We start from the raw sequence: 26,335 nt of genomic DNA, 5'->3' as shown, positions 1-26,335 counted from the left end.
GATCTGCATTAGCCCCCGTATTTTCGGGGGTTTGGCTGAACCGGCAAGTTCATCCTGAGGTCGTGTAAAACACCTGACTATCGATAAAAACTCATCGAAGCCATGACGCCAGCGCATGCCTCCTTTCGAGGCATGCGCTGACCTTTTTCGTGCCGTCAGACCGCCCGAATCACGTGTTTGATTTCCTGGAACGCCTGCAAGCCCCACGGCCCCAACTCGCGGCCGATGCTGCTCTGCTTGTAGCCGCCCCAGGCGGTTTGCGGAAAGATCACCTGCGGCGCGTTGATCCACACAAGGCCCGCCTGCAAAGCGTTGGCGACCCTATCAGCGGCCTCGACATTACTCGTGACCACGCTGGCCACCAGGCCGAACTGACTGTCGTTGGCCAGGGCAATCGCCTCGGCTTCAGTGGCAAAACTGCGCACGCAGATCACCGGGCCGAAAATCTCTTCACACCACAGCGCACTGTCGAGGGGCACTTCAGTGAAGATGGTCGGCTGCAAAAAATAACCGCGCGGCAGGTCGGCCGGACGATTGCCACCACAGATCAGCTTGGCGCCGGCGCTCAAACCACGATCGATGTGGCCGAGCACACGCTGGTATTGCGCCTGATTGACCAGAGCACCCATCTCCACCGCCGGGTCGAACGGGTCGGCCACGCGAATGGCTTCGGCGCGCGCCTTCAGGCGCAGCAGGAATTCATCGGCCAGTTCATCGGCGACCAGCACACGGCTGGTGGCGGAACACATTTGCCCGGCGTTGAAGAAACCACCGCCACAGGCCACTTCCACCGCCAGGTCGAGGTCGGCATCGGCCAGCACCAGCAACGACGATTTGCCACCCAGTTCCAGGCTCACGCCTTTGACGGTTTCCGCCGCACGCTGCATGACTTGCACGCCCACCGCGTTGCTGCCGGTGAAAGAAATCTTGGCGATGCGCGGATCAACCGACAGTGGCGCGCCAACGGCCAGACCGGTGCCGCACACCAGGTTGAAAACGCCGGCCGGCAACCCGGCTTTAGCGATGATCGACGCCAGTTCCAGTTCCGGCAGCGGTGTCACTTCCGAAGGCTTGAGCACCACGCAGCAACCGGCGGCCAGGGCCGGGGCGAGTTTCCACGCGGTGGTGACCATCGGGAAATTCCACGGCACGATCAGGCCGACCACACCGGCCGGCTCGCGGCGCAGACGCGCGCTGAAATCGTCGCTCGGCAATTCAACGGGGCTGTCTTGTTTAGCGTCGAGGCCTTCGGCCAGACCGGCGTAATACTCAAACGTCGCGATCACGTCGTCGACGTCGATGGCCGCTTCGAACAATGGCTTGCCGTTGTTGCTCGACTGCAAATGCATCAACTGTTCGCGACCGGCCTGCACGCCTGCGGCGATTTTGCGCAGGATCGCGCCGCGCTCGGCTCCGGTGGTTTTCGACCAGGCGGCGAAGGCGTGGGTGGCCGCGCTCACCGCCTGATCGACAGACTGTGCATCGCCGCCATTGACCGTGGTCAACAAGGCTTCGGTCGCCGGGTTGATCACACGCAAGTGTTCGTGGCCGGCCGACCATTGGCCATTGATGAACAGACCGTCGAGCGTGGTTGGAAAACTCATTTCGACACCGCCTTCATCCACTGGGTCTGATCAATTTCAATCAGGGTCGGGCCTTGGCGATCCGCCGCGGCACGCAGCGCTGTGCGCAGTTGCTCGACGCCGCTGATGGCTTCCGCCGCGCAGCCCAAGGCCTTGGCCACACCGATGAAGTCCGGGGTGTAGATGTCCACGCCGACCGGCTCGATGGCGCGGTTGACCATGTATTTCTTGATCTCTTCGTAGCCCTGGTTATTCCACAGCAGCACGATCACCGGGGTGCGCGCTTCAACGGCACTGGCCAGTTCCGGCAGGGTGAATTGCAGGCCGCCGTCGCCGATCAGGCACACCACCGGAGGACGCGAACCGCCTTCGACGCTGCCGCCGAGCCAGGCGCCAATCGCCGCCGGCAAAGCGTAACCCAAGGTGCCGTAACCGGTGGACGAGTTGAACCAGCGACGCGGGCGCTCGGGGTTGAAGGTCAGGTTGCCGGTGTACACAGGCTGGGTCGAATCGCCGACGAATACCGCGTCTGGCAGCTCGTGCAGGACGGTTTCGAGAAAGCGTGTTTGCGCCAGGGTCGGGGCATCCCAGCTCTCGGCGAGTGCCTCACGCAAACGGGAGGCACGCACCTGACCCCAATCATTGGCGCGCTCGGCCAGGGACTTGTGGGACAGCGCGCTCAGCAATGCCTGAGCAGCGTTGCGCGAGTCGGACACCAGCGCCACGTGCGGCGGATAGTTGCGCACGGTCTGGTCCGGGTCGATGTCCACGCGCAGCAACAGGCCAGGAATCTCGAAACCACCGGCGAAGGTGACGTCGTAGTCGGTCTCGGCCAGTTCGGTGCCGATGGCCAGGACCACGTCGGCTTCGGCCACCAGTGCGCGAGTCGCGACCAGGCTCTGGGTCGAACCGATCAGCAACGGGTGACTGGATTCGAGCATGCCTTTGGCGTTGATGGTCAGGGCCACCGGCGCGTCCAGCAGTTCGGCCAGTTCAGTCAGTTCGGCAGCCGCATCGATGGCACCGCCACCGGCGAGAATCAGCGGGCGCTTGGCGCCGGCCAGCAATTCGGTCATGCGCGAGACGGCGGTCGGCGATGCACCGGCGCGGTCAATGTTCACCGGTACGCTGGTCAGCAGGTCATCGGCTTCTTCAACCAGCACGTCCAACGGAATTTCGATGTGCACCGGACGCGGACGGCCAGCCTGGAACAGCGCAAAGGCACGGGCCAGCACGCCCGGCAACTCGGACGCCGACATCAGGGTGTGGGAGAACGCCGCCACACCGGCGACCAACGCGCCCTGGTTCGGCAGTTCATGCAGCTTGCCGCGACCGCCGCCCAACTGGCTGCGCGATTGCACGCTGGAGATCACCAGCATCGGGATCGAATCGGCGTACGCCTGGCCCATCGCGGTGGTGATGTTGGTCATGCCAGGGCCGGTGATGATGAAGCACACACCCGGTTTGCCGCTGGTGCGGGCATAACCGTCGGCCATGAAACCGGCGCCCTGTTCGTGACGCGGAGTGACGTGGTTGATGCTCGAACGGGCCAGCCCGCGATACAGCTCCACGGTATGAACCCCGGGAATGCCGAACACCTGCTCAACCCCGTAATCTTCGAGTAACTTGACCAATACTTCGCCGCACGTCGCCATTGTGTTTTGCCCTTCTTGTTCGTTTGAGACGCCGGGCCTGCGCAGTGTTTATGATGAGTGGGCAGGTCCAGGGATGGCCTCATTGGAACGGGCGACACGTAGCCGCAACAATGGATAAAAAGTCATACTAGCCATGTCCTCACGTCATACCTTGGATCCCAATGAAACGACTGCCTCCCCTGCCGGCGCTGCACACTTTTCTGATTACCGCGCAGTGCTGCAACTTCACCCGGGCCGCCGAACAGCTGCACATCACCCAAGGCGCGGTAAGCCGGCAGATCGCCGGGCTCGAAGATCACCTCGGTTATGAACTGTTCATCCGCCAGGCTCGCGGCCTCGATCTGACGGCCGAAGGACGGGAATGGCTGCCACGGGTGCAGCAGATTTTCGGCCTGATCGATGAGGCCGTTGAACAGATCGGCGAGAAGCGCGAAACCCTGCAACTCAAGGCGCCGACCTGCGTGATGCGCTGGCTGTTGCCGCGTCTTTTGCAGTGGCAACGGGAGCGGCCGGACGTGCCGGTGGAACTGACCACCACGGTCAAGCACGGCGTGGATTTTCATCGTGAGCAGTTCGATGCGGCGGTGATGTACGGCGTGCCACCGGACAGCACGTTGGCCTCGCAACGCCTGTTTGAAGAAATATTGACGCCGGTCTGTTCCAAACCGCTGCTTGAAGGCCCGGTGCCGTTGCAGACCCCGGAAGACCTTCAGCGGCACATGCTGCTGCACCCCACCCGTGATGAGCGTGACTGGAAAGCCTGGCTGGCCACGGCCAATGTGCGACTGAACAATGTCAGCAAGGGTCAGCACTTCGAAACCCTGGACCTGGCGATGTCGATGGCCTCACAGGGGACGGGGGTAGCGATTGGCGACTGGTCGTTGATTGGCGATGACTTGAGCGCCGGGCGACTGGTGATGCCGTTTGAGTTGAAGGTGAAAACGGGGTTGGCGTATTACCTGGTTTTGCCGCACAAGCCCGCACCTTCGCCGAAGTTGCAGGAATTGTTGGGGTGGTTGGTGGAGCAGGCTCAAGCGCGGTGAAAGCCTAAAATCTTGCTGCAATCCCCTTGTAGGAGTGAGCCTGCTCGCGATGGCGTTGGGTCTGTCGACATCACTGTTGAATGATCAACCGCTATCGCGAGCAGGCTCACTCCTACAGGGGATCGGTGATCTCAGTAGCCTACTGTGAACCGCTGGCGCGAGTGCTTCGGCACGTCCACTTCATCGATCATCGCAATCGCATAGTCGGCAAACGTGATCCAGCTGCGCCCTTCACGGCTCACCAGCAAATCATCCTGGCCGATCCGGAACACCCCCGTGCGTTCCCCTTCGACAAACTCCGCCGACGGTGACAAGAAGGTCCAGTCCAGGTCCTTTTCCTGTCGCAGGTTCTCAAGGAACAACGCCCCGGCACCCGCCTCGGCTTTGTACGCATCGGGAAAGCCCTCGCTGTCGATCACGCGAGTTCCGCCCGGCAACAACAACGAACCGGCACCGCCCACCACCAGCAGACGTTTCACCCCGGCCTTTTTCACCGGCCCGATCACCGCCGCGGCGGGCAGCGTCGAGAAATGCGCGGCGCTGATGACCACGTCATGACCCGCCACAGCGGCTTGCAACGCTGCGCCATCAAGGGCATCGACATGCTTGCTGACCACACCGGCACGCTGACCGATCTTCGACGTGTCGCGGGCAATGGCGGTGACGCTATGACCACGACGCAGGGCTTCTTCCAGCAATTGGCTGCCGGCACGGCCAGTGGCCCCGATGATTGCGATTTTGCTCATGACGTTCTCCAGTTGGCTTGGATGTAGATGTTGATCGTTCCCACTCTGCGTGGGAACGATCATTCACAGGTGTCCGGTCATTCGCCCCACTTCATCTCGCCCTTGGCGACTTTGGCGCTCAGCTCCAGCGAGCTTTCTTCGCCCAGCGTCGGGAAGCGTTTTTTCATCGCGGCGATCAGTGCGGCGGAATCCTTGGCCTTGGCGGTTTCTTCGTCGAACGCCTTGATGTATTCAGCCGTGAACCGCACTGCCGCCAGGGAGCGGGCGCTGTCACCGAGGGAATGACCCGGCACGATGGTGTTCGGTTTCAAGGTTTCGATGGCGTGCAGCGTCGTCAACCAATCGGCGTGGGACTGCGGGGTTTGCGTGTCGGCCATCCAGACATGGATGTTTTCTGCCACAACCACCCCACCGACAACCGCTTTGATCGATGGAATCCAGACGAAGGTGCGGTCCGGCTGCTTGCTGTCCAGCCCCACCACCTGCAATTTCTGCCCTTCCAGTATCAGGCTGTCGCCCTTGAGCACGCCGGGCACGATGGTTTTCGCCGGTACGTCAGCGCCCATTTTCGGGCCCCAGAACGCCAGTTTGCCGTCGACGGTGTGCTTGATGTGGTCCACGGTTGGCTGCGAAGCCAGCACTTTGGCGTTGGGGAACGCGGCGGTCAGGGTGTCGAGGCCGAAGTAATAATCCGGGTCGCCATGGCTGATGTAGATGGTGGTCAGTTGCTTGCCGCTGGCGCGGATTTTCTCGACCACCTGCTCGGCTTGGGATTTGCCGAACTGCGCATCCACCAGAATCGCTTCTTTCTCACCGCTGACCAGCACCGACGTCACCGGGAAGATCGCCTTGTCGCCGGGGTTGTAGACATCCAGGGTCAGGGTCGAGGCCGCCGCTGCATGGGCCGCGAAGCCGAGAGCGGCGGTGGCCAGCAAAATACGCTTGAGGGTGGTGAAACCGATCATCTGTTGCTCCGTAATCCGAATGCCATGCTTGGCGATGGGAGGGAGCTTAGTTGCATGACTCAGTACAAAAAATGCGATGCTTGAACATAGTTTGTTTCTGAAAGCGGGCAAATCATGGATCGTCTTCAAGCAATGCGCGTATTCGTCACGGTGGTCGACCTCGGCAGCCAGTCGGCCGCCGCCGATCATCTGGACCTGTCACGGCCGGTGGTTTCACGTTATCTGGCGGAACTGGAGGACTGGGTCGGTGCCCGGTTGATGCACCGCACCACCCGCAAATTGAGCCTGACCGCCGCCGGCGCCGAGATGCTGCCCCGCTGTCGGCAGATGCTCGACTTGTCCACCGACATGCAAGCCGCCGTGAGCGAGCCGGACGATGCACCGCGTGGGTTGCTGCGCATCAGTGTCAGCACTTCGTTCGGCCAGGCGCAACTGGCGGACGCCATGGCGGCCTACGTCAAACGTTACCCTGGCGTCAGCATCGACCTGCAGATGCTCGACCGCACCGTGAACCTGGTGGATGAGCGCATCGATCTGGCGATCCGCACCAGCAACGACCTGGACCCGAACCTGATCGCCCGACGGCTGACGGTCTGCCGCTCGGTGATCTGCGCCTCCCCGGGCTACCTGCGCGAACATCCAGCGCCGCAGCGGGTCGAGGACCTGAGCCAGCACAATTGCCTGACCCATTCCTACTTCGGCAAAAGCCTTTGGCATTTCGAGGAGGACGGCGAGCCGGTCTCGGTGACGGTACAAGGCAACATCAGCGCCAACGAAGCCAGCACCTTGCTGCGCGCAACTATCGCCGGCGCCGGGGTGGCGATGCTGCCGAGTTATCAGGCCGGTGTGCATATTCACAGCGGCGAACTGATCCGCCTGTTGCCCGAGGCCGAGCCCCGGCAGATGAATATTTATGCGGTGTATGCGTCACGCAAACACATGCCAGCGGCGTTGCGCAGCCTGCTGGATTTCCTGGTGCTCAGATTTCCCGAAGAACCAGCGTGGGATATCGGCCTGTAACTCGCCGCAACCTTTGAGCTCGCTCCCACAGTAGGCACATCAGTGTTCTGAATATCGGGGTACGTACGATGCAGCTTTAGTGGCAACTCACCCGCGCTGACCTATGCTCAAAGTAATACCCAAGGGTATTTCGTTCAGAGGTCCACGCCATGAACATCAAAACAAGAAGGTACCTCACCATTTTCATCACCTGCGCGGTGACGCTGGTGCTGTATGGCACCGCAGCCTGGCGGGTCGAACAGGCACGGCAACTGCCCCGTGAATTTGCGAGCTGCAACTTCGAACGCTGCATCCCCCACAACGCGACCCTCAATGCCCTGCGGTGACCCAGGGGATCAGGCCTCGTTGTCCTGATCGGCCTTCAAGCGGTCGCGGAACGCCTTGGGCGAAATGCCCACGCGACGCCGGAACAGGCGTGTGAAGTTTGTAGGATCGGAAAACCCCAACACATCGGACATTTCATAAATGGTCATGCTGGTGTAGGTCAGCAACCGCTTGGCCTCCAGCAATTGCCGTTCGTGCATGATCTGCAACGCCGGTTGCCCCGCCAGTTCACGGCACGTGCCGTTGAGGTGGGACACGGAAATCCCCAGCCGATGCGCGAGGTCTTCGACCTTGACGTGCTGACGGTAAGTCTCTTCCACCAGCTGGATAAACCCGTTGAGGTATTCCCGGGCGCGCTGCGGACGCTGGCTGGCGTTGCGGCGGGTGATCACCTGCCGGCTGACCCAGACCATGATCACGCTGACCAGTGAATGCATGAGCATTTCACGCGCCGGTTGGTGACCGGTGTATTCGTCTTGCAGCGCTGAAAACAGGCTGTTGAGGTAGTCACCGTCCTTGCCCGCCGGGTAGCTTTCAGCCTGGGCCAGCGCATTCACCGAGTTGCCCAGTTGCGCTTGCAGATGGGCGATCAGCGGCGCGGCGAGGGTCAAGACAAACCCTTCGACGTCTTCGGAAAATCGATAACCGTGCACCGACAACGGCGGCAGGATCAGCACGGTCGGCTCAGTCAGTTGCGTGCGTTTACCTTCGATCTCAAGCTCTGCCTGACCTTTGAAGATGAAGAGTAACTGACACAAATCGGCGTGACGGTGGGGTTTGATTTCCCATTGGTGTTCGCGGCTGCGTTTGGAAATGGTTTCGCAGTGCAGCAAGTCGGGGGTCGGCCAGTCCAGGCTTTCACCGTAGAGCTTGAACACTGGAATCGAAGGCAGGTCAGGCTTGTTCATCACTTCAATCCAGGCCTCGGGGGGTTACGGGCGATAATCGCACCGATTGGCAGAAAGAACAGGTATCGGCTCAGTTTTCACCTTCAATTGACAGACCCGCAAGGGAAAAATGCAAGCACTCGATCCATAAAAATAATTCACCGGCCTTGGTCGCGTGGAGCTTGCGAGTCCTGACAACAATGAAAACGCTGAAAACCCAAATCGCCATCATTGGCGCCGGTCCTGCCGGTTTACTGCTCGGTCAATTGCTGCACAACGCCGGTATCGACACCCTCATTCTTGAACGCCAGAGCCCGGATTATGTGCTCGGGCGAATCCGTGCCGGGGTCCTTGAACAAGGCATGGTAGAGCTGTTGCGTCAGGCTGGTGTGGGTCGGCGGATGGATGCCGAAGGCCTGGTGCACACCGGCTTCGAACTGGCACTCGATGGCCGTCAGGTACACATCGATTTGCAGGCATTGACCGGCGGCAAAACCGTGATGGTGTATGGCCAGACCGAGGTCACCCGTGACCTGATGGCCGCTCGTCGGGAGGCCGGCGCGCAGACGATTTATGACGCCGTCAACGTCATGCCACACGGGATGAAAAGCGCAGAACCTTTCGTCACCTTTGATAAGGATGGCGAGACGTATCGCCTCGATTGCGACTACATCGCCGGGTGCGACGGTTTCCACGGTGTGGCGCGCCAATCGATCCCCGACGACTGCCTCAAGGTGTTCGAGCGGGTCTATCCGTTTGGCTGGCTCGGCATCCTCGCCGACACGCCGCCGGTGCACGAAGAACTGGTGTACGCCCGCCACGAGCGCGGTTTTGCTTTATGCAGCATGCGCTCGGCGACCCGCACCCGGTATTACCTTCAGGTACCGGCCGAGGACCAGGTGCAGGACTGGTCGGATCAGCGTTTCTGGGACGAGTTGAAATTGCGCCTGCCGCCAGCGTTGGCAGCGTCGTTGGTCACCGGCCCGTCCATCGAAAAAAGCATCGCGCCGTTGCGCAGTTTTGTCGTTGAACCGATGCAATTCGGGCGCATGTTCCTGGTCGGCGACGCGGCGCACATCGTCCCGCCCACCGGCGCCAAGGGCCTGAACCTGGCCGCCAGTGACGTCAGCACGTTGTTCAATATTCTGTTGAAGGTCTATCGGGAAGGACGCGTGGATTTGCTGGATAAATACTCCGAAATCTGCCTGCGCCGCGTGTGGAAAGCCGAGCGGTTTTCCTGGTGGATGACGTCTATGCTGCATCGCTTTGACGACCATGACGCGTTCAGCCAGCGCATCAGCGAGTCGGAACTGGACTACTTTGTCGGCTCCGAAGCCGGTCGAAAAACCATTGCAGAAAATTACGTCGGGCTTGCGTACGAGGCTATCGAATAGCTTGCTACCGACTTACACTGCGAGCATTCCCGCTCGCCTTGCCACTTGCGGGTCCATCTCTGCCCGCAGGTTTTACCGTGACCAATCTCAACCAGCCTGAGACGCCCAAACCGGCCATTCGCAGCGTGCTGATCGCCCTGATGCTGGCGATCTTTCTCGGCGCGCTGGACCAGACCATCGTCGCTGTCTCGATGCCGGCGATTTCCGCCCAGTTCAAGGACGTCAGCCTGCTGGCCTGGGTGATTTCCGGGTACATGGTGGCGATGACGGTGGCGGTGCCGATCTACGGCAAGCTCGGCGATTTGTATGGTCGGCGCAAGCTGATGCTGTTCGGCATGGGCCTGTTCACCCTCGCCTCGTTGTTCTGCGGCATGGCCCAGAGCATGGAGCAATTGGTGCTGGCGCGGATCATTCAGGGCATCGGTGCCGGCGGGATGATTTCGGTCAGTCAGGCGATCATCGGCGACATCGTCCCGCCCCGGGAGCGCGGTCGTTATCAGGGTTACTTCAGCAGCATGTACGCCGTGGCCAGCGTGGCCGGCCCGGTGCTGGGCGGTTACATGACCGAGTATTTGTCGTGGCGCTGGGTATTCTTGATCAATCTGCCCCTGGGACTGGGTGCCTGGGTGGTGGCCCATCGAACGCTGGTCGGGCTGCCGGTGCCGCAGCGCAAACCTGTGATCGACTACCTCGGCACGTTGCTGATGATCATCGGCTTGACCGCGTTGTTGCTGGGCATCACGCAGGTCGGTCAGGGTCATTCGTGGCGCAGCGCGCAAGTGCTGGGACTGTTTGCCGGCGCGGTGGTGATTCTTGGGATGTTCGTCTGGCATGAGCGCCGGGCACGGGAGCCGTTGTTGCCGATGCATCTGTTCGCCAACCGCAACGCGATTTTTTGCTGGTGCACGATTTTCTTCACCAGTTTCCAGGCGATCTCGCTGATCGTGCTGATGCCGCTGCGCTTCCAGAGCGTCACCGGCGCCGGTGCCGACAGCGCCGCACTGCACCTGTTGCCGCTGGCGATGGGTTTGCCGATTGGCGCCTATTTTGCCGGACGCCGGACCTCGGTGACCGGGCGCTACAAACCAATGATCCTGAGCGGCGCGGCGCTGATGCCGATGGCGATTCTGGGTATGGCGTTCAGCCCGCCTCAGGCGTTTGTGCTCAGCAGTTTGTTCATGTTGTTGTGCGGGATCGCCAGCGGCATGCAATTCCCGACGTCTTTGGTCGGCACACAGAACTCGGTGGACCAGCGCGACATCGGTGTCGCCACCAGCACCACCAATCTGTTCCGCTCCCTGGGCGGCGCGGTGGGGGTGGCGTTGATGTCGGCGCTGCTGCTGGCGTTGTTGCAGGATTCAAGCTTCGCGCACATTGCCGGTTCGTCGCTGATCGTCGAGGGCAGTTCCGGGAATGTCTTGCTCGACGGTTTGAACGCCGCGCCGGGCGATGCGCAAAACGCCTTGCGTGCGGAGTTGTTGCTGACGTTCAGGTATTTGTTGATGGTGAGTGCGGCGGTGTCGTTGCTGGGACTGGCGGCGGCGATTGCGATGCCGAATATGTTGCTGCGGGGGCGGGAAGACAAGGTCCGGTAGACACACCGAGTCGTCTGCCAATCGCGAGCAGGCTCACTCCTACAGGGGATCTCCGGTGCTCACAATATTTGTGTACGGGCGGAGATCCAGTAGGAGTGAGCCTGCTCGCGATAGCTATCTGTCAGTCACAGTGATTCAAGGGCTGTAATACCCGACTGCCACCAGAAAATGCCCGACCTTCTTCAGGTAGGCATGCTTGTCCTCAACCTTGTTGGTCACCGGGTTTTTCCAGCGGTATTCGTATTCGCCGTAATCCTGCTTGGCCATCAACGCCAGGATAGGCTCGCCCACCGGTTTGCCCTCCGGGTCCTTGATCTTGCCGAAGTCGGTGTTGATCAGCCGCAGGTTGGTGCCGTGGGCCACGTAGCGTTGGGTGTCCAGGTTGACGACGAACACGTACAGGTCATCCTGCAGGTAACCGCCCTTGAGGGAATTGATCGCGGTCAGTGTGCCCTTCTCGTCCTTGGCCAGATCGGTCGCGGCTTTGTTCAACAGCGCCATCGCCTGTTCCGCTGACGCCCGTGGCAGGTAGTAACCGACCGCCAGAATCCGCTGACCGACGCGCTGATAGAACACATGTTTGCGCTCGACCTTGCCGTCAGACCAGTTCTGCCAGCGGTATTCCGCCTGCTGGATGCCATTGCCCTCCGGCACTTTCAAGGCGTCCTTGAAGGCTTTCTGCAAGTCCGGCCCGAGGGTCTCGGTGACATCCCGCCCGATCAATGCCGCCGACGGCCCGCCACTGGCGAGCATCACGCCCTTGGTATCGACCACGAACACATAGCGATCCTTGTCGACAAACTCGCCCTGACGGCTGAACGCCGCAAAGGCCTTGTCGCCATTGTCATGGTAGTAAGCCAGGGCTTTTTCCAGCAAGGCTTTGGCGGCCTGGCTGTCATCCTTTTCCGCCGTGGCGGCGTGAACCTGCCCCAGGCACAGCAAAAGCATCCCGCCCAATAAGGCCAGTTTGTGCAAAACCCCCATAGCGCATCCCTCGTTCTTGTCGGTGTTTCAAGAGCGTAGACGGCAATGGGAGATACACCCGGTCCTGAAGCAGCGGTCGAGCCTTGGCGAGGCTGCGTCTGCGGTCTACCTGAAAGACCGCTGGGTAGATTTTACGACTGCTTCGCAGCCGGACGCCGCCTCGCTGGAGCTCGACAGCGGCTACAGGGGCCCGGGGGTTACTGGCGGGCGCGCAGTTGCTGCTGCAGGTTCTGGATCTGCGCCTGAAGGGTGTTGATGTTGCGGGTGACCTGGGCGCGGAATGCGTCGAACTCGGCGGTATTGGTGGAGCCTTGCGCTGCGGCCGGGCGGTTGTCCTGCTCGCTTTTGAGCACGATCATGTCTTGTTCCAGGCGCTCGATCGCGGCGCTTGGGTTGCCTTGTTTTTTCAGCGCGACGATATCGGCGCCGAGGCTTTTAAGCTGTGCGTCGAATTTGCTGCTGTCGTCCGGGGCGCTTTTCAGGGCGGTCAACTCAGTGCTCAAGGCTTTTAGCTGCGCCTGCAACTGAGTATTGGCCGTCTGATGCTCGGTGCTCTGGGCGGCAAGCTGCGCCAGACGTTTATCCAGGTCGCTGGTTTGTGCGGTCATTTGCGCCAGGCGCTTGTCCAGATCGGTGGTCTGACCGACAACACCCTGCTGCTGTTTGCTCTGATCCAGCAGTTTGGTTTCCAGATCCTTGATTTGCAGTTTCAGCGCTTCGCTGTCGCTGGTGACGTTGGTCTGGCTGGCGACGACCTTGCCGGAAATATCCTGCAAGCGTCCCGCCGCTTCCTCACTGATGCGCGCGAAACTTTCCTGGGTTGCGACCAGTTGTTGTTCCATCAACGAAATCTGCTGAAAACTCCACCAGGCCAGGCCCGCAAACGCAAAAAACAACGCGCCGACCAATGCCCACAGCGGGCCGGTGCTGGCGCTTTTGACCTTCACCACCGGCACTGGACGGGAATGCACGCTGGTACGGACGGTGGGCGGAAAATCATCATCGTCGAGGCTGTCGGCACGCAGGCTCGGGACATCATCGAAATCGTCGTTGGCATCGTTACGCATGGACATTGAGTCAACCTTTGTGGAACGCGGTGATGGCTTTATGCGGCGAGTATAAACCCCACTGCCGCACCGATTGACTCTCTATACCCCACTCGGTTCAGTGCGGGCAGGCAGGTCCTGGCACGTCAGCGGATGTCCTGGGCCTTCCACCAACTGCAAAATTCATCGAGGGCGGCCCAGACACTGACTTTCGGATCGTAGTCCAGATAATGCCGGGCGCGGCTGATGTCCAAGGTGAAATTTTTGTTCATGACCTGCATGCCCAGTCGCGACAAGGTCGGCTCGGGGCGCCCCGGCCACAGCTTGCACACCCCTTCGTTGAGTGCCGCGACGGTGTAGCCCAGACCGTAGGAACGGTAGCGCGTCACTTGTGGGACTTGCATGTTGCGCATGACGTAATTGACCACGTCCCACAACGGAATCGGCGTTCCGTTACTGATGTTGTAGGCCTTGCCCAAGGCCGAGCCACTGGCGAGCAAACTGCTGAGCAACGCTTCGTTGAGGTTTTGCACGCTGGTGAAGTCGACCTTGTTCAGGCCGTTGCCGATGATCGCCAAGCGTCCTTTGCGCTGCATTTTCAGCAGGCGCGGGAAGATGCTCATGTCACCCGCACCCGTGACGAAGCGTGGGCGCAGGGCCAGGGTTTCGAGGCCGAACTCCTGGGCGCCAAAGACTTTTTGCTCGGCGAGGAATTTGGTGGCCGCATAGGGATGCTTGAAGCGCTTGGGCACTTGTTCTTCGGTCAAACCCAGATGATCACGGCCATCGAAGTAGATCGACGGCGACGACAGGTGCACCAAGCGCCGAACCCGCTGTTTCAGGCAGGCTTCAACCACGTTTTCGGTGACCTGAACGTTGCCTTGATGAAAGTCCTGATAACGCCCCCACAGCCCCACCGCCCCCGCGCAATGGACCACGGCTTCGACGTCTGAACACAGGTCGCGCGCCAGTTCCGGGTCGCTCAAGTCGCCCTGAATGAACTCGGCGCCACGGCGCACCAGGTGTTCGACGCTTTCGGCCCGGCGACCGTTGACCCGCACGTCCAGGCCCTGCTCCAGGGCGAAACGCGCAAAGCGTCCGCCGATGAAGCCGCTTGCGCCGGTGACCAGAATTTTCATGTAGTGCTCCACAAATGCAGCGGTGAGCTTCAAGCCACAAGCTGCAAGTTAAAAACGATCCGCAAGCGCTTCACTTGCCGCTTGCAGCTTGACGCTTACGGCTGTGTCCAAGGCACCAGCCATTGCTTCGACGAACGCACCAATTGATCGGTCAACAACCCCAGAAGCTGACCGCCATTGCGCCAATGATGCCAGTACAGCGGCACGTCGATGGGCTTATCTGGCAAAAGCTCCCGCAAAACACCACGTTCCAGTTGCTCGCGCACCTGCAATTCCGGCACCAGCCCCCAACCGAGACCGGCCTCGGTCAAGCGTATGAAGCCTTCAGACGAGGGACATAAATGGTGCTCAAAACCGCCGTCGACCCCAAGGGAGGCGAGGTAGCGATGCTGCAGGAAATCGTCCGGGCCAAACACCAAGGCCGGGGTTTTCGCCAGTTGATCGGCGCGAACACCTTCCGGGAAATGGCGCGCGATGAACGCCGGACTGGCCAACGCCCGATAACGCATCGCCCCCAGCAAAACGCTGCGGGCCCCGGCCACCGGGCGTTCACTGGCGCAGACACAGGCCGCCACTTCGCCGGCGCGCATGCGTTTGAGGCCGACGGTCTGGTCTTCGACCACCAGGTCCAGCAACAAATGTTGTTCGGCACAGAAATCGCCCACCGCTTGCGCCCACCACGTGGCGAGGCTGTCGGCATTCAAGGCGATGCGCAGGCGCTCCGGCAGCCCTTCTTCATCCAGCGCTGGCACCAGGGTTTGCAAGTCGCGCTCCAGCAAACGCACTTGCTGCACATGGTTGAGCAGGCGCCGTCCAATCTCCGTCGGCGCCGGCGGTGTGACCCGCACCAGCACCGGCTGGCCGACCCGCGCCTCCAGCAGTTTGATCCGCTGGGAGATCGCCGATTGCGACAAGCCCAGCACCTGCGCGGCCCGTTCGAAACCGGCCTGCTCGACCACGGCGGCCAGGGCAGAGAGTAATTTATAGTCGAACATCAGTTTTCCTAATGAGCGATCAGCATGATTGGTTTTTCTTATACAGGTTAGCAGCGGAGAATGCCCAGCAAGATCTCTTCAACAAGGAACACCGACATGGCTGGCGAAACTTCATTGGCAACCCTGCTGCGCAGCATGAGCCCGCAACTCAACGCCGGCGAATACGTGTTCTGTACCTTGCGCGACGGCAAGCTGCCAGTGGGCCTTGAGATCGTCGGCAGCTTTCGCGAGCAGGAAGGTCTGACCGTGATCCTGGAACGTTCCCACGCCGAACAGGCCGGTTTCAGTTTCGACTACGTCGCGGCCTGGATCACCTTGAATGTGCATTCGGCGCTGGAAGCGGTCGGCCTGACCGCCGCCTTCGCCACCGCATTGGGCAAGGCCGGCATCAGCTGCAACGTGATCGCCGGCTATTACCACGATCACCTGTTTGTCGGTCAGGCCGACGCCCAACGCGCACTCCACGTGCTGCGGGACCTGGCGGCCAACGCGGAGTAAACCTTATGTGGCAAAGCTATGTGAACGGCCTGTTGGTGGCCGCCGGGCTGATCATGGCGATCGGCACGCAGAATGCGTTTGTGCTGGCGCAAAGTCTTCGTCGCGAACATCACTTGCCAGTGGCGGCACTGTGCGTGGCTTGCGATGCCTTGCTCGTGGCCGCCGGGGTGTTTGGCCTCGCCACGGTACTGGCGCATAACCCGACCCTGCTGGCGGTTGCCCGTTGGGGCGGCGCGGTGTTTCTGATTTGGTACGGCAGCCAGGCACTGCGCAGGGCTTTCTCGAAACAGAGCCTGCAAAAGGGTGAAAACCAGACCGTGCGTTCACTGCGCGCGGTGATGCTCAGCGCCCTGGCCGTGACATTGCTCAACCCGCACGTTTATCTGGACACGGTGTTGCTGATCGGCTCCCTCGGTGCCCAACAAACCGAACCCGGCGCTTATGTGGTGGGCGCGGCCAGTGCTTCGTTGCTGTGGTTCTTCACCCTGGCGCTGGGCGCGGCATGGTTGGCGCCCTGGCTCGCGCGGCCAAGCACCTGGCGGATTCTTGATCTGCTAGTGGCGGTGATGATGTTTGCGGTGGCGTTTCAATTAATCGTCACCCCCTGAATATTCCAAAAGGCTCTGGAACCTCTATCCCACACAGTTGTTGCGTGGTTATGCCGCACCCCCGGTGCTATGATCCGATCCGATGCGCCGCAAAGAGTACAAACTCCCCGGCGCTTGTCTGGCCGCCCGTGATCGGCCTTGCGCTCACCGCAACTGACCTGATTAGGAGAATCATCATGGCTTTCGAATTGCCGCCGCTGCCTTACGCACACGATGCCCTGCAGCCGCACATTTCCAAGGAAACTCTGGAATACCACCACGACAAGCACCACAACACCTACGTCGTGAACCTGAACAACCTGGTGCCAGGCACCGAGTTCGAAGGCAAGACCCTGGAAGAAATCGTTAAATCTTCCTCGGGCGGCATCTTCAACAACGCCGCTCAGGTCTGGAACCACACTTTCTACTGGAACTGCCTGGCGCCAAACGCCGGCGGTCAACCTACCGGCGCACTGGCTGAAGCCATCAACGCTTCGTTCGGTTCGTTCGACAAGTTCAAGGAAGAATTCAGCAAGACTTCCATCGGCACCTTCGGTTCCGGTTGGGGCTGGCTGGTGAAAAAGGCTGACGGTTCCCTGGCCCTGGCCAGCACCATCGGCGCCGGCAACCCGCTGACCAACGGCGACACCCCGCTGCTGACCTGCGACGTCTGGGAACACGCCTACTACATCGACTACCGCAACGTTCGTCCGAAATACGTCGAAGCGTTCTGGAACCTGGTCAACTGGAAATTCGTGGCTGAGCAGTTTGAAGGCAAAACCTTCACCGCTTAAGATCGATGCCAGACAAAAAACCCGGCTTTTATGCCGGGTTTTTTATTGCCTGGAGAAATGTGTCGACTATTCGGGCGCCTTCGCGAGCAGGCTCGCGAAGAACGATAACGCGGTCTACGCCGGATCGACTTTATCCAAGGCCCGGTTCACCGCCAACTCCGCCAGCATGATGATCTGCTGAATCGCCAACACCGTATTACGCTGCGGGCCGATCAGGTTCGCGGCGAAATCGCTGGTCATGACGCTGGCAGAGGCCAGTGACTCGCAGGCCTGGGCCAGGAGGCTTTCGGTGTCCATGTTGGGAGCGATCATGTACATCGTGCTGGGGCGGCGGGGTTTTTCGGTGTATTGGGACTGGGGGATCGAGGTAATAGTCGAGTGCGCGTTTGATGGCTTCGCGGTCTCGCAGGAGAGCTTCGGATTGGGTTTCTTCGGCGTCTGGGTCGGTGGTGTTCAAGGGTGGATCGGGAATCAATTTGTCCATTGTATTTCTCCAGCGTTGGGGCCCCCACTTGCCGCTTCTCACACGGCGAAGAGGTGGCAGCTATGTGCGAGGTGAGAAGACCGGTTATGGACACCCGGCCGGACCGAAGTCCGCCCGCACACAGCCGCCATAACGCAATTACTGGCAGCGAGTAAGCTGGCGGCGATTATGCGTGTACAGACACTGGATGACCATAAGTTGCCGGGCTCTCACACCCGGTCGCTGAGTTTTCAGCGACAGCCAGAGGTTAGAGACAGGGCTTCCTACCCAGCAACCTGAAAAATGCGTGGGAAATCTCTGCGTTTTTTACACATCGTTCAACACAAAAAATGGAACGCGGAGCGTCCCCGGCGGCATTCCCACGCGGGAGCGTGGGAACGATCATTCGGTGTACAGCCGCCGCTTCTCACCACTCATCAGGCCGAGCGTTAGCTCGCCTGCCGCTTTTGATTCACCCGCCCCCTTGGGAGGCTGAGTGGAGGTGTGCATCCGGGGAGTGGCGCGTAGCGCCGTTCGACGCAGTCGAACACGCTGCATGTAGGTCGTAGCGGCCGAGCCTTAGCGAGGGGCCGGACGCTCGGGGCGAGACCTTTTGGTTCCTTTTGGGACGTTCCGCGTTTGCCAAAAGGGACTCGCTGTAAGAGCGAAACCATTAGCGGCCGTTACCGCAGAAATGGATATGTACACCACCCCCTTGCCCCAACGCCATAGCCGGCTACCATCAACCGAGAAGGAAAAATTATCCCAATCCCCTCAAGTTGAAGGACCCAACTACCGACACAGTACTAATAGGACAAACACCCCGGACAACAGCAAATCGGCCACGCCCACAGACAAAATCCCCTGTGAATAAATGTCCCTTTGACTGCCAACACGGGATTGCCAATACTCATGGCAACTTGATGCTACCCGCACGGAACAAGGAATAACCCTTTGAAGCTGGAACTCAAGAACAGCTTGTCGGTGAAGTTGCTCCGGGTCGTGCTCCTGTCGGCATTGATCGTCGGCGTGGTCTTGAGCTGTGCGCAAATCGTTTTCGACGCCTACAAGACACGCCAGGCCGTAGCCAACGATGCCGAACGCATCCTCGACATGTTCCGCGACCCCTCTACCCAGGCCGTCTACAGCCTGGACCGGGAAATGGGCATGCAAGTGATCGAAGGCCTGTTCCAGGACGACGCCGTGCGCCAGGCCTCCATCGGCCATCCCAACGAAGCCATGCTCGCGCAAAAAACCCGCGAATTGCAGCATTCCCACAGCCGCTGGCTGACCGACCTGATCCTCGGCAAGGAACGCACTTTCACCACCCAACTGGTCGGTCGCGGCCCATATAGCGAGTATTACGGCGACCTGAGCATCACCCTCGACACCGCCACCTACGGCCAAGGGTTCATCATCAGCTCGGTGATCATCTTCATTTCCGGCGTGTTGCGCGCCATGGCCATGGGCCTGGTGCTGTACCTGGTCTATCACTGGCTGCTGACCAAACCGCTGTCGCGAATTATCGAGCACCTGACCGAAATCAACCCGGATCGCCCCAGCGAACACAAGATTCCGCAACTCAAGGGCCACGAAAAGAACGAACTGGGCATCTGGATCAACACCGCCAACCAGCTGCTCGAATCCATCGAACGCAACACCCACCTGCGCCACGAAGCAGAAAACAGCCTGTTGCGCATGGCCCAGTACGACTTCCTCACCGGCCTGCCCAACCGCCAGCAATTGCAGCAACAACTGGACAAGATCCTGGTCGACGCCGGCAAATTGCAGCGTCGGGTCGCGGTATTGGTGGTGGGCCTGGACGATTTCAAAGGCATCAACGAACAGTTCAGCTACCAGACCGGCGACCAATTGCTGCTGGCGTTGGCTGACCGGCTGCGCGCTCACAGCGGTCGCCTCGGCGCCCTCGCCCGTTTGGGTGGTGACCAGTTCGCCCTGGTCCAGGCCGATATCGAACAACCCTATGAAGCCGCCGAATTGGCGCAAAGCATCCTCGATGATCTGGAAGCGGCGTTTGCCCTCGACCATCAGGAAATCCGCCTGCGCGCGACCATCGGCATCACTCTGTTCCCCGAGGACGGTGACAGCACCGAGAAGCTGCTGCAAAAAGCCGAGCAGACCATGACCCTGGCCAAGACCCGCTCGCGCAACCGCTATCAGTTCTACATCGCCAGCGTCGACACCGAGATGCGCCGCCGTCGCGAACTGGAAAAAGACCTGCGCGATGCGCTGGCCCGCGATCAGTTCTACCTCGTCTACCAACCACAAATCAGCTACCGCGACCACCGGGTGGTGGGCGTCGAGGCGTTGATTCGCTGGCAGCATCCCGAGCATGGCTTGGTGCCGCCGGACCTTTTCATCCCCTTGGCCGAGCAGAACGGCACCATCATTGCCATCGGCGAATGGGTGCTGGATCAGGCCTGCAAACAATTGCGCGACTGGCACGATCAGGGCTTCCCCGACCTGCGCATGGCGGTGAACCTGTCTACCGTGCAACTGCACCACGCAGAGTTGCCACGCGTGGTGAACAACCTGCTGCAAATGTACCGCTTGCCACCGCGCAGCCTGGAACTGGAAGTGACCGAAACCGGCCTGATGGAAGACATCAGCACCGCCGCCCAGCACCTGCTGAGCCTGCGTCGCTCCGGCGCATTGATCGCCATTGATGACTTCGGCACCGGCTATTCATCACTGAGCTATCTGAAAAGCCTGCCGCTGGACAAGATCAAGATCGACAAGAGCTTCGTGCAGGACCTGCTCGATGACGACGACGATGCCACCATCGTTCGCGCGATCATCCAGCTGGGCAAGAGCTTGGGCATGCAGGTCATTGCCGAAGGCGTGGAGACCGCCGAGCAAGAAGCCTACATCATCTCCGAAGGCTGCCACGAAGGTCAGGGCTATCACTACAGCAAGCCACTGCCGGCCCGTGAATTGAGCGCCTACCTGAAACAGGCCCAGCGCAGCAACGCGGCTATTTTGTAGGCCTGCGACAGACGCAGCCTCGTTTCACTCGACAGCTCCCACAGGCACACGTGGTCCTGTAGCAACTGTCGAGTGAAACGAGGCTGCGTTTATTTTTGATCCCCGCCCCTGTGCGAATAAGAAATATTTCCACCTGCACTCTTTACACATAATGCGAAAGATTTGCATTATGTCGCAGTTTTGCGCGCGTGAAGCGCCCTTCCACCCCTCTCGAAGCAGGATGTTCGCCATGATTCGTATGCCTCTGGCTACCGCCAGTCTGTTGGCCATCGCTATTTCCCTCGCCGGTTGTGGCGAAGGCAAGGACAAGACCGCCGCCGCGCCAGCGCCGACTCCGGCCGCCAGCACCGTTGCTGCGCCAGCTGCTGCCAGCAAAGTCGATGAAGCTGCCGCCAAAGCCGTTGTCGCGCATTACGCCGACATCGTCTTCGCCGTTTACAGCGATGCCGAATCCACCGCGAAAACCCTGCAAACCGCCGTCGACGCTTTCCTCGCCAAGCCGGACGCCGACACCCTCAAAGCCGCCAAGGCTGCCTGGGTCGCGGCCCGCGTTCCTTACTTGCAGAGCGAAGTGTTCCGCTTCGGCAACACCATCATCGACGATTGGGAAGGTCAGGTTAACGCCTGGCCACTGGACGAAGGCCTGATCGACTACGTCGACAAATCCTACGAACACGCACTGGGTAACCCGGGCGCCACCGCCAACATCATCGCCAACACTGAAGTCCAGGTCGGCGAAGACAAGGTTGACGTGAAAGACATTACCCCGGAAAAACTCGCCAGCCTGAACGAGCTGGGCGGTTCCGAGGCCAACGTTGCGACGGGCTACCACGCCATCGAATTCCTGCTGTGGGGCCAGGACCTGAACGGCACCGGCCCAGGCGCGGGCAACCGCCCGGCTTCCGACTACCTGGAAGGCAAAGGCGCGACTGGCGGTCACAACGATCGTCGCCGCGCTTACCTGAAGTCCGTGACCCAACTGCTGGTCAGCGACCTGGAAGAAATGGTCGGTAACTGGAAGCCGAACGTGGCTGACAACTACCGCGCCACCCTGGAAGCCGAACCGGTGGATACCGGCCTGCGCAAAATGCTGTTCGGCATGGGCAGCCTGTCCCTTGGTGAACTGGCGGGCGAGCGCATGAAGGTGTCCCTGGAAGCCAACTCTCCAGAAGACGAACAGGATTGCTTCAGCGACAACACCCACAATTCGCACTTCTACGATGCCAAAGGCATTCGTAACGTGTACCTGGGCGAATACACCCGCGTCGACGGCACCAAAATGACCGGCGCCAGCCTGTCGTCCCTGGTGGCCAAGGCCGACCCGGCTGCCGACACCGCGCTGAAAGCTGATCTGGCCGCTACCGAAGCCAAGATCCAGGTCATGGTTGACCACGCCAACAAGGGTGAGCATTACGACCAGTTGATCGCCGCCGGCAACACAGCGGGCAATCAGATCGTCCGTGACGCCATCGCTTCGCTGGTCAAGCAGACCGGTTCGATCGAAGCCGCCGCTGGCAAACTGGGTATCAGCGACCTGAACCCGGACAACGCTGATCACGAGTTCTGATCAACGCTGGCCAAACAAGAAGGCGACCTTAGGGTCGCCCTTTTTACGCCTGTTTTTTGGGTGATGCTGATGGCCTCATCGCGGGCAAGCCACGCTCCCGCAGGTTCGGTGCAAAACCCTGTGGGAGCGTGGCTTGCCCGCGATGGCCGCGACTCGGTCTCAAGTCAAACCTTGCCCCACATCAAGTAAACGATAATTCCTCTTATTCAAACTCCCGTGCCCTGTTAGACTTTGCGCCCTTGTTTTGCTCGTCTCGCAGGATGTCTGATGCCCCCGCTGCTGCTTCGCTTGTCCGCACTGTTAATGGCCCTGGGCCTGAGTGCCTGCGATGACGCCCCGCGTTTTACCAAGGCCGAACCCGGTGAAGCCCGGTCCGGTGGCAGCGCGACCGTGCGCAAGACCGATCAGAACTCGTTTTCCCTGCCGTCCGCCAACCTGCCGCCATCACGGCGTGTGGACTTCAGCGTCGGCAACAGTTTCTTCCGCAGCCCGTGGGTCATCGCGCCGTCGACCACCACTGCTCGCGACGGCCTCGGCCCCCTGTTCAACACCAACGCCTGCCAGGGCTGCCACATCAAGGACGGGCGCGGCCATCCGCCACCGCCCGACGCGCCAAATGCGGTGTCGATGCTGGTGCGCCTGTCGATCCCCAACGCACCGGCCTATGCCAAGGTTATCGAGCAGCTCGGCGTGGTGCCGGAGCCGGTCTATGGCGGTCAGTTCCAGGACATGGCCGTGCCCGGTGTTGCACCGGAAGGCAAGGTGCGCGTCGATTACACGCCCGTTGCGGTGCGATTCAAGGACGGCACCGAAGTCGAACTGCGCAAACCGAGCCTGAACATCACACAATTGGGTTACGGCCCGATGCACCCCGACACGCGGTTCTCGGCGCGCGTCGCCCCGCCGATGATTGGCCTGGGTTTGCTTGAAGCAATCCCCGACGAGGCGATCCTGGCCAATGCCGAAGCGCAGGCGAAGGACAAAAACGGCATCGCCGGACGCCCGAACCGGGTCTGGGATGACGCCCAGCAGAAAACCGTCCTCGGCCGATTTGGCTGGAAAGCCGGGCAACCGAATCTCAATCAACAGAATGTGCATGCGTTTTCCGGCGACATGGGCCTCACTACCAGCCTGAGACCGTTTGACGACTGCACCGACGCGCAAACCGCCTGCAAACAGGCACCCAATGGCACCGGCCCTGACGGCGAGCCAGAAGTCAGCGACAACATCCTGCGCCTGGTGTTGTTCTACAGCCGAAACCTTGCCGTACCGGCCCGCCGCGATGTCAGCGCGCCCGAAGTGCTGGCCGGCAAAAACCTGTTTTTCCAGGCCGGATGCCAATCCTGCCACACGCCGAAATACACCACCGCCGCCAACGCCGCCGAACCGGAACTGGCCAATCAAGTGATTCGCCCGTATAGCGATCTGCTGCTGCATGACATGGGCGACGGCCTCGCCGACAACCGCACCGAATTCCAGGCCAGTGGCCGCGACTGGCGCACCCCGCCATTGTGGGGCATCGGCCTGACGCAAGCGGTCAGTGGCCACACCCAGTTTTTGCATGATGGCCGCGCGCGCAATTTGCTCGAAGCCGTGCTCTGGCATGGCGGCGAAGCGACGGCTGCGCAGCAACAGGTTTTGTCTTTCAATGCCGAGCAGCGCGCTGCGTTGCTGGCATTTTTGAACTCACTTTAAACACTTATAAAACATCGGGAGCCCGACATGTTCCGCCCCAAATTGTTGTTCACCAGCCTTGCCGCACTCGCACTGGGCGCCTGCTCACCGCAGGACCCGCAAGCCGTGACGTCGGCCGCTATCGCCAAATCGGTGATCCTGCCGACCTACACCCGCTGGGTTGAAGCCGACCGCCAATTGGCCGCCAGCGCCCTGGCCTACTGCGAAGGCAAGGAAAACCTCGACACCGCCCGCACCGACTTCCTGCACGCGCAGAAAGCCTGGGCCGAGCTGCAACCGCTGCTGATCGGGCCATTGGCCGAGGGCAACCGTTCGTGGCAGGTGCAGTTCTGGCCGGACAAGAAGAACCTGGTCGGCCGTCAGGTCGAGCAATTGGTCACCGCGCAGCCGCAGATCGATGCCGCCGCCCTGGCCAAGTCCAGCGTGGTGGTTCAGGGCCTCTCGGCCTATGAATACATCCTGTTCGACAGCAAGCCGGACGTCGCCAACGACGCACAGAAAGCCAAGTATTGCCCGCTGCTGAAAGCCATCGGCGAACGTCAGAAACAACTGGCCGAAGAGATTCTGCAAAGTTGGAACAACACCGACGGCATGCTCGCGCAGATGAGCAAATTCCCGAATCAGCGCTACGCCGATTCCCACGAAGCCATCGCCGACTTGTTGCGTGTGCAAGTCACCGCCATCGATACCCTGAAGAAAAAACTCGGCACGCCAATGGGCCGCCAGAGCAAGGGCGTGCCGCAGCCGTTCCAGGCCGATGCATGGCGCAGCCAATCGTCCCTGACCGGTCTCGAAGCCAGCCTCGCCGCGGCCAAAACCGTGTGGGAAGGCGTCGACAACAAAGGCCTGCGCGGTCTGTTGCCGAGTGATCAAAAGCCGTTGGCCGACAAGATCGATGCCGCCTACGCCGCCTCGCTGAAACTGTTCGCCAGCAACCAGCGTTCGCTGACCGAAATGCTCAACGACGATGCCGGGCGCCAGCAACTCAACGATCTCTACGACAGCCTCAACGTTGTCCACCGCCTGCACGAAGGCGAACTGGCCAAGGCGCTGGGCATTCAACTGGGCTTCAACGCCAACGACGGTGACTGATGAGGACGAGTGCCATGCTGCGACGTCAGGTTCTGACTTTAGGTAGCTTGCTGCTGGGAGCAGTGACACTGGGCGGCTGGACGCTGTTCAAGCAAAAGGACAAAAGCCCGCTGCTGCTGTCGGCGCGGGACGACACCGACGGCAAGCATTACGCCGTCGGTTATCGGCTGGACGGCACCCGGGTGTTTGCCACCCAGGTCGGCCAGCGTTGCCACGACATCATCAACCACCCGACGTTGCCGATAGCGCTGTTCGTGGCCCGTCGTCCGGGCACCGAGAGCTACCTGATCGACTTGCGTGACGGCACGTTGCTGCAAACCGTGACGTCGCTGCCGAACCGGCATTTCTACGGGCACGCGGTGATTCACAAGAGCGGCGACTGGCTGTACGCGACCGAGAACGACACGTCCGATCCGGGCCGTGGCTTGCTCGGTGTGTATAAGTTCGAAGGTGAGCGGCTGGTGCACAGCGGCGAGATGTCCACCCATGGCATCGGCCCGCACCAGGTGTCGTGGATGCCCGATGGCGAAACCCTGGTGGTGGCCAACGGCGGCATTCGCACCGAGGCCGAAAGCCGGGTCGAGATGAACCTCAACGCCATGGAACCGAGCCTGGTGCTGATGCAACGCGACGGCACGCTATTGAGCAAGGAAACCCTCGCCCAGCAGATGAACAGCGTGCGGCATCTGGGGATCGCCAGCGACGGCACCATCGTTGCCGGTCAGCAATTCATGGGGCCGTCCCATGAGTCGTCGGAGCTGCTGGCGATCAAGCGTCCTGGCCAGCCGTTCGCGGCATTTCCAGTGCCCGAGCATCAGTTGCAGGCGATGGGGCATTACACCGCCAGCGTCGCGGTGCACAGCGAACTGCGCCTGGTGGCGTTGACCGCGCCACGGGGCAACCGCTTTTTCATCTGGGACCTGGACAGCGGCGAAGTGCGCCTGGATGCGCCCCTGCCCGATTGCGCCGGGGTCGGCGCCGTGGCCGACGGGTTTGTCGTGACCTCGGGTCAGGGCCGCTGCCGGTATTACGATTGCCGCCAGACAACGCTGGTTGCAAAACCATTGGAGCTTCCGGCGGGGCTTTGGGATAACCACCTTCACCTCATCTGAGCCCGTTTCCTGTGGCGAGGGAGCAAGCTCCCTCGCCACAGGTTATTCATCGTTCGTTAGTCCCCTTGAGTGACAGGCGCTCCAAGGCCTCGCCTGTAATTTCTTCCAGTTGGAATCACCCTGCGACTCAGATAATGTGCCCCAC

At 60.8% G+C, this 26,335-nt stretch carries 22 protein-coding genes and 1 pseudogene; 13 read left to right on the top strand and 10 right to left on the bottom strand.

Features of this window, described 5'->3' with window-relative positions:
- Positions 1 to 155: 155 nt before the first annotated feature.
- Positions 156 to 1,604 carry an aldehyde dehydrogenase family protein gene (locus tag AB4N43_RS23225; RefSeq protein WP_460151985.1) on the bottom strand — a complete coding sequence of 483 codons (1,449 nt, stop codon included), beginning with the start codon at positions 1,602 to 1,604 and terminating at the stop codon, positions 156 to 158.
- Positions 1,601 to 3,238, bottom strand: a complete 1,638-nt coding sequence (locus tag AB4N43_RS23220) for a 5-guanidino-2-oxopentanoate decarboxylase (protein WP_460151984.1) — start codon at positions 3,236 to 3,238, stop codon at positions 1,601 to 1,603. The genes AB4N43_RS23225 and AB4N43_RS23220 overlap by 4 nt, the downstream gene beginning before the upstream one ends.
- Positions 3,239 to 3,399: 161 nt before the next feature.
- Here AB4N43_RS23220 and AB4N43_RS23215 point away from each other — a divergent pair, with 161 nt between their 5' ends.
- The gene (locus AB4N43_RS23215) at positions 3,400 to 4,281 is read left to right on the top strand and encodes a LysR substrate-binding domain-containing protein (RefSeq protein ID WP_027922886.1); all 882 of its coding nucleotides are present in this window, start codon (positions 3,400 to 3,402) and stop codon (positions 4,279 to 4,281) included.
- A gap of 131 nt (positions 4,282 to 4,412) precedes the next feature.
- Here the strand turns inward: AB4N43_RS23215 and AB4N43_RS23210 are convergent, their stop codons facing one another.
- Positions 4,413 to 5,027, bottom strand: coding sequence for an NAD(P)-dependent oxidoreductase (locus AB4N43_RS23210; RefSeq protein WP_460151983.1), 615 nt, complete (start codon positions 5,025 to 5,027; stop codon positions 4,413 to 4,415).
- Between the two features lie 77 nt (positions 5,028 to 5,104).
- Positions 5,105 to 5,992: an MBL fold metallo-hydrolase gene (locus AB4N43_RS23205; protein ID WP_460151982.1), complete on the bottom strand. Its 888-nt coding sequence runs from the start codon at positions 5,990 to 5,992 to the stop codon at positions 5,105 to 5,107.
- A 114-nt stretch (positions 5,993 to 6,106) separates the two neighbouring features.
- On the opposite strand from AB4N43_RS23205, the gene AB4N43_RS23200 reads away from it, so the two are divergent.
- Positions 6,107 to 7,012, top strand: coding sequence for a LysR family transcriptional regulator (locus AB4N43_RS23200; protein ID WP_460151981.1), 906 nt, complete (start codon positions 6,107 to 6,109; stop codon positions 7,010 to 7,012).
- A gap of 149 nt (positions 7,013 to 7,161) precedes the next feature.
- Positions 7,162 to 7,338, top strand: a complete 177-nt coding sequence (locus AB4N43_RS23195; RefSeq protein WP_460151980.1) for a hypothetical protein — start codon at positions 7,162 to 7,164, stop codon at positions 7,336 to 7,338.
- A gap of 9 nt (positions 7,339 to 7,347) precedes the next feature.
- Here the strand turns inward: AB4N43_RS23195 and AB4N43_RS23190 are convergent, their stop codons facing one another.
- Positions 7,348 to 8,244, bottom strand: coding sequence for a helix-turn-helix domain-containing protein (locus AB4N43_RS23190; RefSeq protein WP_027922882.1), 897 nt, complete (start codon positions 8,242 to 8,244; stop codon positions 7,348 to 7,350).
- Positions 8,245 to 8,423: 179 nt separating this feature from the next.
- Here AB4N43_RS23190 and pobA point away from each other — a divergent pair, with 179 nt between their 5' ends.
- Both pobA and AB4N43_RS23180 read left to right on the top strand, forming a co-directional pair.
- Entirely contained in the window at positions 8,424 to 9,617 is a 1,194-nt protein-coding gene (pobA, locus tag AB4N43_RS23185; protein ID WP_059182247.1) for a 4-hydroxybenzoate 3-monooxygenase, read from the top strand.
- A gap of 77 nt (positions 9,618 to 9,694) precedes the next feature.
- Entirely contained in the window at positions 9,695 to 11,212 is a 1,518-nt protein-coding gene (locus AB4N43_RS23180; RefSeq protein ID WP_460151979.1) for an MDR family MFS transporter, read from the top strand.
- A gap of 135 nt (positions 11,213 to 11,347) precedes the next feature.
- Here AB4N43_RS23180 and AB4N43_RS23175 read toward each other — a convergent pair whose 3' ends face one another.
- The 4 genes from AB4N43_RS23175 to AB4N43_RS23160 all read right to left on the bottom strand — a co-directional run bounded on the left by AB4N43_RS23175 (position 11,348) and on the right by AB4N43_RS23160 (position 15,376).
- Positions 11,348 to 12,196: a cache domain-containing protein gene (locus AB4N43_RS23175; protein ID WP_460151978.1), complete on the bottom strand. Its 849-nt coding sequence runs from the start codon at positions 12,194 to 12,196 to the stop codon at positions 11,348 to 11,350.
- Positions 12,197 to 12,393: 197 nt separating this feature from the next.
- Positions 12,394 to 13,269, bottom strand: coding sequence for a coiled-coil domain-containing protein (locus tag AB4N43_RS23170; protein WP_027922878.1), 876 nt, complete (start codon positions 13,267 to 13,269; stop codon positions 12,394 to 12,396).
- A gap of 119 nt (positions 13,270 to 13,388) precedes the next feature.
- Entirely contained in the window at positions 13,389 to 14,381 is a 993-nt protein-coding gene (locus tag AB4N43_RS23165) for an NAD-dependent epimerase/dehydratase family protein (RefSeq protein ID WP_027922877.1), read from the bottom strand.
- 95 nt (positions 14,382 to 14,476) lie between these two features.
- Complete coding sequence (locus AB4N43_RS23160; RefSeq protein ID WP_059182246.1) at positions 14,477 to 15,376, bottom strand: LysR family transcriptional regulator ArgP; 900 nt, start codon at positions 15,374 to 15,376, stop codon at positions 14,477 to 14,479.
- 96 nt (positions 15,377 to 15,472) lie between these two features.
- Between AB4N43_RS23160 and AB4N43_RS23155 the strand changes: the two genes are divergently transcribed.
- The 3 genes from AB4N43_RS23155 (at position 15,473) to AB4N43_RS23145 (ending at position 17,255) form a co-directional block, all read left to right on the top strand.
- Positions 15,473 to 15,874 carry an ACT domain-containing protein gene (locus AB4N43_RS23155; RefSeq protein WP_460151977.1) on the top strand — a complete coding sequence of 134 codons (402 nt, stop codon included), beginning with the start codon at positions 15,473 to 15,475 and terminating at the stop codon, positions 15,872 to 15,874.
- Positions 15,875 to 15,879: 5 nt separating this feature from the next.
- The gene (locus AB4N43_RS23150) at positions 15,880 to 16,482 is read left to right on the top strand and encodes a LysE/ArgO family amino acid transporter (protein WP_027922874.1); all 603 of its coding nucleotides are present in this window, start codon (positions 15,880 to 15,882) and stop codon (positions 16,480 to 16,482) included.
- A gap of 176 nt (positions 16,483 to 16,658) precedes the next feature.
- Positions 16,659 to 17,255 carry a superoxide dismutase gene (locus AB4N43_RS23145; RefSeq protein WP_008034365.1) on the top strand — a complete coding sequence of 199 codons (597 nt, stop codon included), beginning with the start codon at positions 16,659 to 16,661 and terminating at the stop codon, positions 17,253 to 17,255.
- Positions 17,256 to 17,369: 114 nt separating this feature from the next.
- Here AB4N43_RS23145 and AB4N43_RS23140 read toward each other — a convergent pair.
- Positions 17,370 to 17,739, bottom strand: a pseudogene (locus AB4N43_RS23140) (DUF6124 family protein).
- Positions 17,740 to 18,672: 933 nt separating this feature from the next.
- On the opposite strand from AB4N43_RS23140, the gene AB4N43_RS23135 reads away from it, so the two are divergent.
- The 5 genes from AB4N43_RS23135 (at position 18,673) to AB4N43_RS23115 (ending at position 26,190) form a co-directional block, all read left to right on the top strand.
- On the top strand, positions 18,673 to 20,724 hold the full coding sequence (locus AB4N43_RS23135) for a putative bifunctional diguanylate cyclase/phosphodiesterase (protein ID WP_027922873.1): 2,052 nt from the start codon (positions 18,673 to 18,675) through the stop codon (positions 20,722 to 20,724).
- Positions 20,725 to 20,953: 229 nt separating this feature from the next.
- Complete coding sequence (locus AB4N43_RS23130; protein ID WP_059182244.1) at positions 20,954 to 22,291, top strand: imelysin family protein; 1,338 nt, start codon at positions 20,954 to 20,956, stop codon at positions 22,289 to 22,291.
- 267 nt (positions 22,292 to 22,558) lie between these two features.
- On the top strand, positions 22,559 to 23,986 hold the full coding sequence (locus AB4N43_RS23125; RefSeq protein WP_194940565.1) for a di-heme oxidoreductase family protein: 1,428 nt from the start codon (positions 22,559 to 22,561) through the stop codon (positions 23,984 to 23,986).
- A 27-nt stretch (positions 23,987 to 24,013) separates the two neighbouring features.
- Positions 24,014 to 25,078: an imelysin family protein gene (locus AB4N43_RS23120; RefSeq protein ID WP_027922870.1), complete on the top strand. Its 1,065-nt coding sequence runs from the start codon at positions 24,014 to 24,016 to the stop codon at positions 25,076 to 25,078.
- Positions 25,079 to 25,092: 14 nt separating this feature from the next.
- Positions 25,093 to 26,190, top strand: a complete 1,098-nt coding sequence (locus tag AB4N43_RS23115; RefSeq protein ID WP_027922869.1) for a DUF1513 domain-containing protein — start codon at positions 25,093 to 25,095, stop codon at positions 26,188 to 26,190.
- The last annotated feature ends 145 nt before the right edge of the window (positions 26,191 to 26,335 follow it).

This window comes from Pseudomonas sp. S2_B07 (assembly GCF_054668435.1).
The sequence above is the reverse complement of the archived record's forward strand: the minus strand, read 5'-3'. Positions and strand labels throughout refer to the sequence as shown.